Source organism: Streptomyces sp. NPDC051310, from assembly GCF_044455245.1.
In the GTDB taxonomy this organism is placed as follows: Bacteria; Actinomycetota; Actinomycetes; order Streptomycetales; family Streptomycetaceae; genus Streptomyces.
Genome location: NZ_JBITEO010000004.1, coordinates 97,916 through 111,964 on the forward strand (window position 1 = coordinate 97,916; position 14,049 = coordinate 111,964).

Here is a 14,049-nt window from a genome sequence, read left to right on the forward strand (position 1 = left end):
CCCTAGCCTCGGGGCATGCATCGACTGCCCCGCGGCACCGCCGCCGCACTGATCGGACTGTCCCTCGCCCTGGCCGGCTCCGGCGCGGCCCAGGCGTCACCCGCACCCGCCGCCGCGTCCGCCACCGCCGGGACCGGCGACCACGTACGCCTCGCCCTGGCCGGCTCCGGCGCAGCCCGGGCCTTACCCGCACCCGCCGCCGCCAGGACCGGCGACCACGTACGCCTCGCCCTGCCGCAGCCCACCGGCCCCCTGGCCGTGGGGCGCGACACCCTGCACCTGGTCGACACCGGGCGCCCCGACCCGTGGGTCCCGGAGGCCGGGGCGCGGGAGCTGATGGTGTCGCTGCACTACCCGGCCCGCGGCGCGCGCGGCCGGACCGCCCCGTACATGACCACCGAGGAGGCGCGGGCCTTCCTGGAGGACCGCGACCTGGCCGGCGCGGTGCCCGCCGCGACGCTCAGTGGTACGCGCACCCACGCCCGCCCCGGCGCGGCGCCGGCCCGCGGCACCTACCCGCTCGTCGTGCTCTCGCCCGGCTTCACCGTCAACCGGGCGACGCTCACCCTGCTCGCGGAGGACCTGGCGAGCCGGGGGTACGTCGTCGCCGCCGTCGACCACGCCCACGAGTCGGTGGGCACCGCCTTCCCGGGCGGCCGTCTGCTCACCTGCGCGGCCTGCGGCCCGGCGGAGGAGCGCGGGTACGCCGCGGTGGCCCGCGGCCGCGCCCAGGACGTCTCCTTCCTGCTCGACCGCCTGACCGCCCGGCATCCGGCCTGGCGGCACGCCCGCATGATCGACCGTACGAGGATCGGCATGGCGGGCCACTCCATCGGCGGCGCCTCCGCCGCCACCGCCATGGCGGCCGACGGGCGGGTGCGGGCCGGCCTCAGCCTCGACGGCTCCTTCCAGGAACCCGTACCCGCCGGGGGGCTCGGCGGCCGCCCCTTCATGATGATGGGCACCGAGGAGCCGAAGGACTCCTGGGTGCGGGACTGGCCCCTGCTCGACGGCTGGAAGCGCTGGCTGACGGTGACCGGCTCGGGCCACTTCACCTTCACCGACATACCCGCCCTCGCCGACCAGCTGGACCTGCTGCCCCCGGAGGAGCCCCTGTCGGGTGAGGTGTCGCAGCGGATCACCCGGCGCTATGCGGCGGCCTTCTTCGACCTCCACCTCAAGGGCCTCGCCCGGCCCCTGCTGGACGGCCCGTCGGCGGAGCACCCCGAGGTGGTCTTCCACCGGTCCGGCTGAACGCCGGGACACGGGGTGCCGTGCCGGGCCGTCACCGCGCGCCTTATCGTGGCCGCATGGCGCATACCCCCCGGCACGGCCACGACCGCGAGATCGAGACGCTCCAGGAGTTCGACGAGGTCGTCGCACGCGGCAGCCTCGTCGGACACCGGGTGCAGTCCGTCGACCTGACGGACCGTACGCCGGCGCTGCTGGGTGTGGAGACGACCGGCGCGATATTCCTCGGGTGCCCGATGGAACCCGGCGCCGCCGCGAAGGTGCGGGCGGACGGCGCGCTCGTCTTCCCGCCCGTACCCGACCTGCCGTTCGACCCGTACCGGGGGCGTCTGTACTCCCCCGACGAGCTGTACGCGGGCCTCGGCGAGGACGGCACGGGGTACGCGGGGACGCCCGACGCCCGCGCGTACGCGTGGTTCCGCAGGACCAGGGCGGACGGTGACGTCTTCGCGTCGATGCTGCGCGCCGTGCACGACGACGCCGTCTCCGACGCGCTCGACGAACACCTCGCCGGGGCGCGGGTGGTGGGTGTGATGGGCGGCCACGCCATGGCCCGGGGCACGGACGCGTACGCCGGCGCCGCCCGCCTCGGCCGCGGCCTCAGCCGTGCCGGACTGACCGTCGCGACCGGCGGCGGGCCGGGCGCCATGGAGGCGGCCAACCTGGGCGCCTACGCCGCGCCGCACGACGACGCGATGCTGGACGAGGCCCTGCTGCTGCTCGGCAAGGAGCCGTCGTACGGCGCGTCGGTGGGCGACTGGGCGCGGGCGGCGTTCGAGGTGCGGTCGCGCTGGCCGGAGGGCGGCGACTCGGTCGGCATTCCGACCTGGTTCTACGGGCACGAGCCGCCGAACGCGTTCGCCGCGCACATCGCCAAGTACTTCTCCAACGCCACCCGTGAGGACGGACTGCTGGCCCGCTGCACGGCGGGCGTCGTCTTCCTGCCGGGCGCGGCGGGGACGGTCCAGGAGGTCTTCGACAACACCACGCCCAACTACTACGGGTCGCGCGGCGAGCCGACCCCGATGGTCCTGGTGAACCGCACCCACTGGACGGAGCACCTCCCGGCCTGGCCGCTGCTGCGGGCCCTGGCCGCGGGGCGCTCGATGGAGGCCCGGATCGCGCTCGTGGACACCGTGGAGGAGGCGCCGGAGGCGCTGCTGCGGCTCGCGGCCGAGTAGCGCCTCCGGGCCTGCCGCCCGACGGGGCGTGTCAGTTGGCGTCGACCAGGTCGTGCGCGGGCACGGTCACGGTCCGGGCGCCGGGCTTGCCGCCCAGCACGATCTTGCGGAGCGCGCTGTTGTTGTTCAGGTTGGTCTCCTTCAGGCGCTTCTCCGGGTTCGCCAGCACCTGGATGTAGTAGGTGCCGTTCGGCACGCCGGTGATGTCGAAGGACTGGCCGGGCAGGTCCTGGGTGTACGTGTCACCGGAGCCGACGTCGAGCACCTCGCGGACGGAGATGGAGTTCTCCACACCGCACGCGGTCGACAGGTCGGTGTTGTACGGGTGCCAGTTGGCGTTCTTCACCGTGTAGTCGACGGCGTCGGTGTTGGCCAGGCAGAAGGCTTCCTTGCCGCTGCGCACGGCCTCCTTCTTGTCGGCCTTCAGCAGCCGGTAGCTGGCGAAGTCAGTGAAGTGCCAGTGCTCGTGGCCCGGCCGCGGGTCCCACTCCATGGTGCCGGTCGGCGTGTAGCCGACCTGCTTGCCCTTGGCGTCGTAGAAGTACTGGTAGGCGTCCATCAGCTCCTTGCCGGGCGAGCGGAAGCCGTCGACCACGAGCTGGGCGGGCCCGGCGTTCCACACGTTGGCGCTGAAGGCCAGGTAGTCCTTGCCCGCGACCTCGTCGGGTCCGTCGCTGATGGTGATGCCGTAGGCGGGCAGGGACCGCAGGTCGGGCTTGGGCACGTCCGGCACGGCCGGCTTGCCCGTCGGGCGCTTCGGGGCGGCCTTGAGGGCGGGCGCCTTGCGGGAGCCGTCGGTCCGGCCGGTGCCGTCACCGGCGGCCTGCGCGGCCTTCAGCTGCGCCCTCTTCAGCGCCCAGGGCAGCGCGGGCGGCGCGGGCGGGTAGGGGCCGTGGCCCACGTTGTACGAGGGGCCCGCGCCGCTCGTCGGGGCGGCCAGGTCGGCCGCGGGGGCACGCTTGGCGGCGTGGCCCGCGTGACCCGACGGCGCGGCCTGCCCGGCGTGCGCACCCGGTGCGGCGTGCCCGGCGTGGGCGCCCGCCGCGGGAGCCTGCTTGGCGGCGGCGACGCCCCGGCCCCCCTCGTTGCTGACCTCCTTGACGGTCACCTTGACCGCCCGGGGCTTGTCCTCGATGCCGAACACGTCGCGGTAGCGCTTGTCGACGGACACCTTGGCGGTGTAGGTGCCGGGCTTCAGCACCACCGGCTCTGAGTCGTAACCGGAGAAGGTGTTGGACGCCCAGCCCTTCTCGACCCCCCACACGGAGCCGAGCGTGAACGGGTTGCCGGGGCAGCTCTCGGGATACTTCGAGGTGGCGGGCGCGTCGGGGCGGACCCGGCCCGAGGCGTTGTTGGGGCAGAAACTCTCGTTCCTGGTCAGCACGGTCTTGCCGGTCGCGTCGGTGACGGTGATCCGGGTGAAGCCCGGCAGGCCCTTGAAGTCCTTCACCAGGCCCTTGGGCAGGGTCGTGGTCCGGGTCGTCTTCCCGTCGCGGACGATCTGCCGGGCGACGACCTGCTCCTTGTAGGAGGCCCGCTTCACCTGGAGCTCGAAGGCGGCCTTCTCGGCCGTCAGGTACGTACCCAGGTCCAGGTAGACGCCGGGCTCCTCCTTCGAGGAGTAGAGGGTCACCGACGCGGAGGCGGCGATCAGGCTGAGCTTGGGAGAGAGTGGTGCCTTCGGTGCTTCGGGCGCGGCGGCCACCACTCCGGCGATCACGGCGGTCGCCGCGGCGACGGCGATCCCCGAGCGCCAGAGGGTACCCCGGTGAAGTCTGGTCATCATTCCTCGTCTTCCACGATCCTGCTGGGCCGGGAACGCACGGCCGGCGCGGGGGAATCCGGTCGGCGGCTGAGGCGCGACGGGCTCACGGGCACCGGAGTGCTTCCCTGTCCGTGGAGAGCGACCGGCGGGAGCGCGGGTTGTCCGCACCGTGCCGGGCCGTGGATGTTTGGCCGAAACCACGCCGTTGAGCAGGGATCAGGACGTTGTACGGGCGTTCCGCCTTCTCCGCGGCCTTGGTTGTGGTAGCGCCCGCCGTCCGCGCACCGGCCCCGCACCGGCCGAAGGGCACCTGGAAGCCGCCCCGTATCCGCCTCGTACACTCCCGGCAGGGAGATGAGACATGGGGCTACGGCTCAAGATAGGTGCCACGATCACCGCCACCGCCGCGCTGGCCGCCCTCGTGACGGGTGTGCAGGTGCCGCGGCTGATGGAGGACCGGGGCCGGGACCAGGCCATGGAACGGCTCCTGGTCGCCGAGCGCATGTACGAGCAGCTCGGCCGGCCCCGCTTCGGGCTCAGGATCGACCCGCCGAACATCCCCGAGGAGCTGCGCCGCCAGGCCCTCGCCGGGCGCCGCGCCACCTATGTGCAGGTCGACGGGGACAGCCGGCAGATCTGGGCCGCCACGTCGCTGGACGGCCACGTCCTGGCGCTCAAGCAGCACGAGGACCCGCTGTCCGGGGAGCTCCAGACGGACATGTTCATGGCCGGCGTCATCGGTACGGCGGTGGCCACGCTCATCGGGCTGCTGCTGGCGACCCGGCTGGGCCGGCGGCTGCGGCTCTCCGCGCGGCGCGCCGCGCAGATCACGGGCGGCGACCTCGACGCCCGGCTCCCGGACGCGGGCCGGGACGAGATCGCCACCCTCACGCGGGCGGTGAACACCATGGCGCAGGCGCTGGGCGACCGGCTGCGTGCGGAGCGCGAGGTGACGGCGAACATCGCGCACGAGCTGCGCACCCCGGTCGCCGGGCTGGTCGCCGCCGCCGGGCTGCTGCCGGACGGCCGGGCCGAATCGATGGTCAAGGAGCGGGTCGCGCGGATGCGGGACCTGATGGAGGACGTGCTGGAGGTCGCCCGGCTGGACAACGGCGGCGAGGAGGCCGACCTGCGGCCGGTCGAGCTCGGCACGCTGGCCCGCCGGGCGGTGCGGGCCGTGGAGCCGTCGGCCGGGGTACGCCTCGACATCGTTGCCGACGCGTGGGTGGAGACCGACGCGCGGCGTGTGGAACGCGTCCTGACGAACCTGGTCAGCAACGCCCTGCGGCACGGCAGGCCGCCGGTGGTGGTCGAGGTCGACCGCGGAGTGGTGCGCGTGCGGGACCGGGGCGACGGTTTTCCCCCGCACCTCCTGGCGCACGGGCCGCAGCGCTTCCACACCGGCGCGGTGGGCACGGGCCTGGGCCTCGGCCTGACGATCGCCGCCGGCCAGGCACGGGTGCTCGGCGCGGGGCTGGCCTTCACCAACCCGGACGGGGGCGGCGCCTGCGCCGTACTGGACCTGACGGCCGCCGTACACGACGACGTACGCGGCGAGGCAGACGACGTCGGGCCCGACCGGGAGACGCGGGGCGTGGACGGGCGTGCGGCGGGCCGGCAGGACGACGGCGTACCGGCAGACGCCCGGCGTGCGGCGGGCCGGCAGGCGGAGGGGCATGACGGCGGCATGCCCGGCGACGGGGCGCAGGGCGGGCCGGCCGGCGGCTGACGGCCGGTTCCCCGCATGCGCCGCCCCGGGGCGCCCCGGGAACGCGCCGAAGCTCTGCGCGGCGACGCGCGTACGGCCGCCCTCGGCGCCGGGCACGCCCGCCGCGAGCAGGGCGATGCCGTACACGAGTACGGGCCGCACGGCAGGTGCCGAGCCGGCCTCAGTCGAGGACGACGACCTCGTCGGCGGCGAAGGTCACTCCGACCACCGCCCCCTCCGCGGGTGCGTCCCGCAGGGGGCACTCGGCCTCCAGCGGCGGTACCGCGCCGCCCGCGGGCGCCGTGGGAGCGAGCCGGAGCGCGACGTGGTGGCCGCGGAAGGTGCGGGCGTCGACGGTGCAGCGCAGCCCCTCGGCCGGGTCGCCGAGGCGGACGCCGGCCGGCCGCACCAGCAGCTGCGCGGGCCCCCGGGGGGTGCCGGCGGGCACCGGGATCCGGCCCCAGGGGGTCTCGGCGGTCCCGCCGCCGACCGTGGCGGCGACCACGTTGTCGAAACCCAGGAAGCGCGCGACGAACGCCGAGGCCGGGCGCTGCCAGACCTCCAGCGGCGTACCGCTCTGCTCGATGCGTCCGTCCCGCATGACGACGACCCGGTCGGCCAGCGCGAACGCCTCGCCCTGGTCGTGGGTGACGGCGAGCACCGTCGTCCCGAGCCGCCCGAACAGGTGCCGCAGCTCCACCACGAGCCGCTCGCGCAGCCCCCGGTCGAGCTGGCCGAGCGGCTCGTCCAGCATCAGCAGCCGGGGGCTCGGGGCCAGCGCCCTGGCCAGCGCGACGCGCTGCTGCTCACCGCCCGACAGTGCGGCGACCGCCCGGCGGCCGGCGCCGGGCAGCCCGACGAGCTCCAGCAACTCCCGTACCCTCTCGGCCTGTTCGTGCTTCGAGGCGCCGCGCATCCGCAGACCGAAGGCGACGTTCCCGGCGACGTCCCGCTGCGGGAACAACTGGTGGTCCTGGAACATCAGACCCACGCCGCGCCGGTGCACGGGCACCCCGCTCTGGTCGGCGCCGCCCAGCAGGACGCGGCCCTCGTCCGGGGCCAGGAGGCCGGCGACGACCCGCAGCAGGGTCGACTTGCCGCTGCCGCTGGGGCCGAGCACGCAGACGATCTCGTGGTCGGCGACCTGGAGGTCCACCGCGTCGAGGGCGGCGCGGGGCCCGAAGCGTACGGTCACGCCGTCAAGTCGCAGCATGGTCAGAACTCTCCGGAGCGATCGGTGGTGCGGATCCGTTCGAGCAGCAGCAGCGCCACCGCGCACACCGCCATCAGGATGGTGGACAGGGCCATGGCCTGGCCGTAGTTGAGCTCCCCGGGCCGTCCGAGGAGCCGCGCCACGGCGACCGGCAGCGTCGGGTTGTCGGGCCGGGCGATGAACACGGTCGCGCCGAACTCGCCCAGCGACACGGCGAACGCGAACCCCGCCGCCACCAGCAGCGCGCGCCGAACCAGCGGCAGGTCGACCTCCCGCCACGCCCGCAGCGGCGACGCCCCGAGCACGGCCGCGGCCTCCCGCAGCCGGTCGTCCACCGCCCGCAGCACCGGCAGCATGGTCCGTACGACGAAGGGCACGCCGACCAGGGCCTGGGCGAGCGGCACCAGGATCCACGACGAACGCAGGTCGAGCGGCGGCTCGTCGAGAGTGATCAGGAAGCCGAAGCCGACGGTGACGGCGGACACACCGAGCGGCAGCATCAGCAGCGCGTCGAAGCCGCGGACGAGCCGTCCGGCCCGCCGGGTGAGCGCCGCGGCGGCGAGCCCGCCGACCACCAGCGCGAGGGCGGTGGCAACGAGCGCGTACTGCAGCGAGTTGCCGATCGCCTCGACGGGCGGCACGAGGAAGGTCCCGCCGCCCGCGCCGGCGTCCTGGAGGGCCCGGTAGAAGCCGAGGCCGCCGGACCCGCCGCCGAACGAGCGCAGGACGAGGACGCCGAGCGGCAGCAGGAGCAGCAGCACCACGGTGAGGAGCACACCGCCGAGCAGCGCCCACTGCCCGGCCCCGCGCGGCCGCCGCGCGGTCTGCGCCGCGTCGACCAGGTGCAGCGCCGTCTCCCGCCGGCGGACCGTCCAGGCGTGCACGGCGAGGATCGCCCCCACGGCCGCGAACTGCAGCAGCGTGAGCACGGCCGCCGTCGGCAGGTCGAGCAGCTGCGCGGTCTGCCGGTAGATCTCCGCCTCCAGCGTCCGGTACGCGGGCCCGCCGAGGATCTGGACGATGCCGAAGGAGGTATAGGTGAAGAGGAAGACCATCAGCGCGGCGGCGGCCACCGCGGGCGCGAGCGCCGGCAGCGTCACGCGCCGCCAGGCACCGAACCGGGAGGCGCCGAGGACCCGCGCGGCCTCCTCCTGGCGCGGGTCGAGCTGCGCCCACAGGCCGCCGACCGTGCGGACGACGACCGCGTAGTTGAAGAAGACGTGGGCGAGGAGGATCGCCCACACGGTGGTGTCCAGCCGCACGCCCCACAGCTCGTCGAGGAGGCCGCCCCGCCCGACGAGCGCGAGGAAGGCGGTCCCGACGACGACGGTCGGCAGCACGAACGGCACGGTCACCACGGCCCGCAGGACCTGCTTGCCGGGGAACTCCAGCCGGGCGAAGACGTACGCCGCGGGCAGCCCGATCAGCAGGGTGAGCGCGGTGGAGGCGAGCGCCTGCCAGGTGGTGAACCACAGCACGTCCAGGATGTCCGGCCGGCCGAGCACCTCGCCGAGCCGCCCGAACTGCCAGCCGCCGTCCTGGGTCCTCAGCCCGCGGCCGACGATCGCGGCCACGGGGTAGGCGAAGAAGACGGCGAAGAACGCCACGGGCAGGACCATGAGTCCCGCCCGCAGCGCGCCGCGCCGGAGCGGGGTCACTTCAGGACGAGCGAGGCCCACGACCGGATCCACTGGTCGCGCTTCTCGGCGATCTTCGCGGGTGCCACGGTGTGCGGCTTGTCGACGGTCACGCCGTGCCGGGTGAACAGCTCCGGCAGCTGGGCATCCTTGATCACCGGGTTCACGAACATCTGGAGCGGCATGTCCTCCTGGAACTTCTTGCCGATCAGGAAGTCGATGAGGGCCTTGCCGCCGTCGGGGTTCTCCGCACCGGTCAGCAGGCCGGCGAACTCGATCTGGCGGAAGCAGGTGCCGGTGGAGACCCCGGTGGGCGCCTCGGCCGGCTTCGGCTCGGCGTAGAGGACCTCGACGGGCGGGCTGGAGGCGTAGGAGACGACGAGCGGCCGGTCCGCCTTGGCCTCCTTGCCGCCGGCGGAGCCGGAGAACTCCTGGTTGTAGGCCAGTTCCCAGCTGTCGACCACCTTGACGCCGTTGGCCTTGAGCTTCTTCCAGTAGTCCTGCCAGCCGTCGTCGCCGTACCGGGCGGCCGTGCCCAGCAGGAAGCCGAGGCCCGGGGACGACCGCTCGGGGTTCTCGACGACGAGGAGGTCCTTGTACCGCGGCGCGGCGAGGTCGTCGAAGGTCTGCGGCGGCGCGAGCTTCTTGTCGGCGAAGTACTTCTTGTCGTAGTTGACGCAGACGTCCCCGCTGTCGACCGGCGTGACCCGGTGCTTGTCCCCGTCGAGCCGGAGAGCGTCCGGAACCCGGTCCAGGCCCTTGGCCTCGTACGGCTCGAAGAGCCCGTTGTCGAGGGCGCGGGAGAGCAGGGTGTTGTCGACGCCGAAGAAGACGTCGCCCTGGGGGGCGCCCTTGGTGAGGATCGCCTTGTTGACGGCCTCGCCGGCGTCCCCGCTCTTGAGGACCTTGACCGTGTAGCCGGTCTGCCGGGTGAACTCCTTCAGGACGGCCGGGGAGGCGTTGAAGGAGTCGTGGCTGACGAGGGTCACGGTCTTGGACGCCGTACCGCCGCCCTCGGACTTCTCGCCGGCGTCACCGCCGCAGGCGGTGAGCGTCGTGACGCCGATCGCGGCGGCGAGGACGCCGGCCGCGATCCTGGTGGTGGTGCTCACTGAGATTCCTCCTGGGTGTGACCAGGAAGAGACGCGGCCCTGCCCACCGGGTCCGTCCGGTGGGCAGGGCGCAACAGCTCGAGTAACGACCGAACTTCCTACCCAGAATGACCTGGGCGAGGTTCAGAGGGTCTGCAGCCGCCGTGCTTGCGTCGCCGGCGTGTGCCGCACTCTCAGCGCTGTGGCGCTCCCCTGTCGGAATATGCAGATGTGTTCGAGGCCAGACTACAAGGTCAGCGTTCCGCCGCCGCGAGCTGTCCACAGGCACCGTCGATCTCCTGGCCTCGGGTGTCCCGCACGGTGACGGGGACGCCGTGGGCGGCGATCGCCTCGACGAACGCCTTCTCGTCCTCGGGGCGGGAGGCGGTCCACTTCGACCCGGGGGTCGGGTTGAGCGGGATCAGGTTGACGTGGACCCGCTTGCCCTTGAGCAGCCGGCCCAGCAGGTCGCCGCGCCAGGCCTGGTCGTTGATGTCGCGGATGAGCGCGTACTCGATGGAGACGCGGCGGCCGGACTTCTCGGCGTACTCCCAGGCGGCGTCCAGCACCTCCCGGACCTTCCAGCGCGTGTTGACGGGGACGAGGGTGTCGCGCAGCTCGTCGTCGGGGGCGTGCAGCGAGACGGCGAGGCGGCACTTGAAGCCCTCGTCGGCGAACCGCAGCATGGCGGGGACCAGGCCCACGGTGGAGACGGTGATGCCGCGCTGCGACAGGCCGAGGCCGTCGGGCTCGGGGTCGGTGAGGCGGCGGATGGCGCCGACGACCCGGTTGTAGTTGGCGAGCGGCTCGCCCATGCCCATGAAGACGATGTTGGACAGGCGGGCCGGGCCCCCGGGGACCTCGCCGTCACGCAGGGCGCGCATGCCGTCGACGATCTGGTGCACGATCTCGGCCGTCGACAGGTTGCGGTCGAGGCCGGCCTGGCCGGTGGCGCAGAACGGGCAGTTCATGCCGCAGCCCGCCTGCGACGAGATGCACATGGTCACGCGGTCGGGGTAGCGCATGAGGACCGACTCGACGAGCGTGCCGTCGTGGAGCCGCCACAGGGTCTTGCGGGTGGTGTCGTCGTCGCACGAGATGTGCCGGACGACGGACATCAGGTCCGGCAGCAGCTCCGCGGCGAGCTTCTCCCGGGACGCGGCGGGGATGTCCGTCCACGCGGCCGGGTCGTGCGCGTACCGCGCGAAGTAGTGCTGGGAGAGCTGCTTGGCGCGGAACGGCTTCTCGCCGATCGCGGCGACGGCTTCCTTGCGCTCGGCGGGCGAGAGGTCGGCGAGGTGCCGCGGCGGCTTCTTCGCCCCGCGGGGCGCGACGAAGGTGAGTTCTCCCGGGGCGGGGGGTGCCATGACCTGGTACTCCTCAGTAAGACGAGGCCGCGGTACGTGAGCCGGGTGACCTCACCGGATGATCCCCGCGGTGCGCGGGGCCGAAAGGGCCCGCCGCCTCGACGCGACGGGCCCTTCCAGGGTAACCGGATGGCGCTGCGGCCTGTTCCCGGCGGCGCACCGGCCCCGGGCGGCCGGCGCCCGGGTCGGTCAGCCCGCCCCGACGAACAGCACCAGCAGCAGCCACACCACCGGCGCGGTCGGCAGCAGCGAGTCCAGGCGGTCCATGATGCCGCCGTGCCCGGGGAGCAGGGTGCCCATGTCCTTGATGCCCAGGTCCCGCTTGATCATCGACTCGCCCAGGTCGCCGAGCGTGGCGCTCACCGCGACCGCGAGGCCCAGCAGCAGGCCCTGCCACCAGGTGCCGCCGTCGATGGCGAACTCCATGCACAGCGCGCCCGCCGCCATCGCGAACGCCACCGCTCCGGCGAGCCCCTCGCGGGTCTTGCCGGGGCTGATGCGCGGCGCGAGCTTGTGGGTGCCGAAGCGCCAGCCGACCGCGTACGCGCCGGTGTCGCTGACCACGGTCAGCAGCAGGAAGGTGAACACCCGCAGGGGGCCGTCGTCCGCGGTGAGCATGAGCGCCACGAACGTCGCGAGGAACGGCACGTAGAAGGCGGCGAACAGGCCGGCCGTGACGTCCTTGAGGTAGCCCTCGGGCGGTTCGGTCATCCGCCACACGAGGACCGCGAGCGCGGTGAGCGCCATCGCCACCCAGGCGCCCTCGGTTCCGCGTACGTAACCGGCCACGACCATCGCCACGCCGCCGACCGCCAGCGGCACGAGCGGGGCCTTGATGGCCTTGCGCTCCTGGAGGCGCGAGGTCAGCTCCCACAGCCCGACCACGACGGCGACCGCGATGACGCCGACGAAGACGGCCTTGACGACGAAGAGCGAGGCGATGATCACCGTGCCGAGGGCGACCCCGACCCCTATCGCGGCCCGCAGGTCCCGGCCGGCCCGCTTCTTCTGGTTCTGGGGCGGACCCGGCTGCTCCGGCTGTCCCGGGGGCTGCGGCGCTCCCGACGGCGGGGTCATGGGCTCCTGCGGCATCTCGTCACGGAACAGGGGACCGCTCGGCCGAGCGGTCCCCCGGTCACGGGTGTCGTCCTGGTCTCCGCGTCCGTACCCCGAGGGGGGAACGTCGGCGGGTACGAGGGGCATGGGCCGCGTCTGCTGCGCGTCCTGCCCATCGTATGCGGGACCCGCCGGGGCTGCCGGGGCGTGGCCCGCGGCGAGCCCCTGGTCGGGCGGACCCCAGTAGCCGCCATGCGGCGGGGCCCCCCAGGAAGAGTCGTTCATCAGACCTCGAGCAGCTCGGCTTCCTTGTGCTTGAGCAGCTCGTCCACCTGCGCGACGTACTTCGCGGTGGTGTCGTCGAGCTCCTTCTCGGCGCGGCGGCCCTCGTCCTCGCCGACCTCGCCGTCCTTGACGAACTTGTCGATGGTCTCCTTGGCCTTGCGGCGGACGGAGCGGATCGAGATCTTGGCGTCCTCGGCCTTGCCCTTGGCCACCTTGATGTAGTCGCGGCGGCGCTCCTCGGTGAGCTCGGGGAACACCACACGGATGATGTTGCCGTCGTTGCTCGGGTTGACGCCGAGGTCCGAGTCGCGGATGGCCTGCTCGATGTTGCGCAGCGCGCTCTTGTCGAACGGGGTCACCACGGCCATGCGCGGCTCCGGCACGGAGAACGACGCCAGCTGGTTGATCGGCGTCAGGGCGCCGTAGTAGTCGGCGACGATCTTGTTGAACATCGCCGGGTGCGCACGGCCGGTGCGGATCGCGGCGAAGTCCTCCTTGGCGACCACGACGGCCTTCTCCATCTTCTCCTCGGCCTCGAGGAGGGTCTCTTCGATCACCACTTGCTCCTGCGTGTCTTGAGTAGGCGCGTCTTTACGCTCCTGCACGGTGTCCGACCGGCAGGGCTTTGTCCATCCCCGGATCAGGGCATCGGGGCGGGACGGGTCGGTCCGGAACGGACCCGGTAGGGCCCGTCAGTTCCTGGTGCCCTGGTCGCTCACGAGCGTCCCGATCTTCTCACCCTTCACCGCGCGGGCGATATTGCCCGCCGCGAGCAGTTCGAAGACGAGGATCGGCAGGTTGTTGTCGCGGCAGAGAGTGATCGCGGTGGCGTCGGCGACCTTGAGGTCCCGGCCGAGCACCTCGCCGTACTCCAGCGCGTCGAACTTCACCGCGTCCGGGTTGACCTTCGGGTCGGAGTCGTAGACGCCGTCCACGCCGTTCTTGCCCATGAGGAGCGCCTCGGCGTCGATCTCCAGGGCGCGCTGGGCTGCGGTGGTGTCGGTGGAGAAGTAGGGCATGCCCATACCGGCGCCGAAGATGACGACGCGGCCCTTCTCCAGGTGGCGCACGGCGCGCAGCGGGATGTAGGGCTCGGCGACCTGGCCCATGGTGATGGCGGTCTGGACCCGGGAGTCGATGCCTTCCTTCTCCAGGAAGTCCTGGAGGGCGAGGCAGTTCATGACGGTGCCGAGCATGCCCATGTAGTCGGAGCGCGCCCGGTCCATGCCGCGCTGCTGCAGCTCTGCGCCGCGGAAGAAGTTGCCACCGCCGATCACGACGGCGATCTCCGCGCCGTCGCGTACGACCGCGGCGATCTCGCGTGCGATGGCGTGTACGACGTCGGGGTCGACGCCGAGGCCGCCGCCGCCGGCGAACGCCTCACCGGACAGCTTCAGCATGAAGCGGCCGGACTTTTTGCCGTGGTTGTCGTCGCCCTGTGCGGCGCCCTGATTCATGGGGATCTCCTCGTGCACATACGAAGAAGGCCACTGCC

At 73.1% G+C, this 14,049-nt stretch carries 11 protein-coding genes and 1 riboswitch; of the genes, 3 read left to right on the plus strand and 8 right to left on the minus strand.

Annotation, left to right across the window (positions count from 1 at the left end; genetic code table 11):
• The first annotated feature begins 15 nt into the window (after window positions 1–15).
• Both ACIA79_RS07480 and ACIA79_RS07485 read left to right on the plus strand, forming a co-directional pair.
• Entirely contained in the window at window positions 16–1,254 is a 1,239-nt protein-coding gene (locus ACIA79_RS07480) for an alpha/beta hydrolase family protein (protein ID WP_399427214.1), read from the plus strand.
• Between the two features lie 56 nt (window positions 1,255–1,310).
• Entirely contained in the window at window positions 1,311–2,432 is a 1,122-nt protein-coding gene (locus ACIA79_RS07485; protein WP_399427215.1) for an LOG family protein, read from the plus strand.
• 31 nt (window positions 2,433–2,463) lie between these two features.
• On the opposite strand, the gene ACIA79_RS07490 is transcribed toward ACIA79_RS07485, so the two are convergent.
• Window positions 2,464–4,218, minus strand: coding sequence for a lysyl oxidase family protein (locus tag ACIA79_RS07490; RefSeq protein WP_399427216.1), 1,755 nt, complete (start codon window positions 4,216–4,218; stop codon window positions 2,464–2,466).
• 340 nt (window positions 4,219–4,558) lie between these two features.
• On the opposite strand from ACIA79_RS07490, the gene ACIA79_RS07495 reads away from it, so the two are divergent.
• Window positions 4,559–5,926, plus strand: a complete 1,368-nt coding sequence (locus ACIA79_RS07495) for a sensor histidine kinase (protein ID WP_399427217.1) — start codon at window positions 4,559–4,561, stop codon at window positions 5,924–5,926.
• 160 nt (window positions 5,927–6,086) lie between these two features.
• On the opposite strand, the gene ACIA79_RS07500 is transcribed toward ACIA79_RS07495, so the two are convergent.
• The 7 genes from ACIA79_RS07500 to pyrH all read right to left on the minus strand — a co-directional run bounded on the left by ACIA79_RS07500 (window position 6,087) and on the right by pyrH (window position 14,011).
• Window positions 6,087–7,118 (minus strand): ABC transporter ATP-binding protein, encoded by a 1,032-nt coding sequence (locus ACIA79_RS07500; RefSeq protein WP_399427218.1) that lies wholly within the window; start codon window positions 7,116–7,118, stop codon window positions 6,087–6,089.
• A gap of 2 nt (window positions 7,119–7,120) precedes the next feature.
• On the minus strand, window positions 7,121–8,737 hold the full coding sequence (locus tag ACIA79_RS07505; RefSeq protein ID WP_399427484.1) for an ABC transporter permease: 1,617 nt from the start codon (window positions 8,735–8,737) through the stop codon (window positions 7,121–7,123).
• Between the two features lie 35 nt (window positions 8,738–8,772).
• Window positions 8,773–9,867: a thiamine ABC transporter substrate binding subunit gene (locus ACIA79_RS07510; protein ID WP_399427219.1), complete on the minus strand. Its 1,095-nt coding sequence runs from the start codon at window positions 9,865–9,867 to the stop codon at window positions 8,773–8,775.
• 77 nt (window positions 9,868–9,944) lie between these two features.
• Window positions 9,945–10,071, minus strand: a riboswitch (TPP riboswitch).
• A 29-nt stretch (window positions 10,072–10,100) separates the two neighbouring features.
• Window positions 10,101–11,213 carry a 23S rRNA (adenine(2503)-C(2))-methyltransferase RlmN gene (gene rlmN, locus ACIA79_RS07515; protein ID WP_399427220.1) on the minus strand — a complete coding sequence of 371 codons (1,113 nt, stop codon included), beginning with the start codon at window positions 11,211–11,213 and terminating at the stop codon, window positions 10,101–10,103.
• A 189-nt stretch (window positions 11,214–11,402) separates the two neighbouring features.
• The gene (locus ACIA79_RS07520; RefSeq protein WP_399427221.1) at window positions 11,403–12,554 is read right to left on the minus strand and encodes a phosphatidate cytidylyltransferase; all 1,152 of its coding nucleotides are present in this window, start codon (window positions 12,552–12,554) and stop codon (window positions 11,403–11,405) included.
• A complete protein-coding gene (gene frr / locus ACIA79_RS07525; protein WP_031074715.1) occupies window positions 12,554–13,111 on the minus strand; it encodes a ribosome recycling factor in 558 nt (185 codons plus the stop codon). Before frr ends, ACIA79_RS07520 begins: the two co-directional genes overlap by 1 nt.
• A 135-nt stretch (window positions 13,112–13,246) precedes the next feature.
• Window positions 13,247–14,011: a UMP kinase gene (pyrH, locus tag ACIA79_RS07530; protein ID WP_399427222.1), complete on the minus strand. Its 765-nt coding sequence runs from the start codon at window positions 14,009–14,011 to the stop codon at window positions 13,247–13,249.
• Window positions 14,012–14,049: the final 38 nt, after the last annotated feature.

Coding starts and splice junctions, on each gene's coding strand:
- ACIA79_RS07480 (WP_399427214.1), top strand. CDS start 16: ATGCATCGACTGCCCCGCGGCACCGCCGCCGCACTGATCGGACTGTCC.
- ACIA79_RS07485 (WP_399427215.1), top strand. CDS start 1,311: ATGGCGCATACCCCCCGGCACGGCCACGACCGCGAGATCGAGACGCTC.
- ACIA79_RS07490 (WP_399427216.1), bottom strand. CDS start 4,218: ATGATGACCAGACTTCACCGGGGTACCCTCTGGCGCTCGGGGATCGCC.
- ACIA79_RS07495 (WP_399427217.1), top strand. CDS start 4,559: ATGGGGCTACGGCTCAAGATAGGTGCCACGATCACCGCCACCGCCGCG.
- ACIA79_RS07500 (WP_399427218.1), bottom strand. CDS start 7,118: ATGCTGCGACTTGACGGCGTGACCGTACGCTTCGGGCCCCGCGCCGCC.
- ACIA79_RS07505 (WP_399427484.1), bottom strand. CDS start 8,737: ATGGTCCTGCCCGTGGCGTTCTTCGCCGTCTTCTTCGCCTACCCCGTG.
- rlmN (WP_399427220.1), bottom strand. CDS start 11,213: ATGGCACCCCCCGCCCCGGGAGAACTCACCTTCGTCGCGCCCCGCGGG.
- ACIA79_RS07520 (WP_399427221.1), bottom strand. CDS start 12,554: ATGAACGACTCTTCCTGGGGGGCCCCGCCGCATGGCGGCTACTGGGGT.
- pyrH (WP_399427222.1), bottom strand. CDS start 14,011: ATGAATCAGGGCGCCGCACAGGGCGACGACAACCACGGCAAAAAGTCC.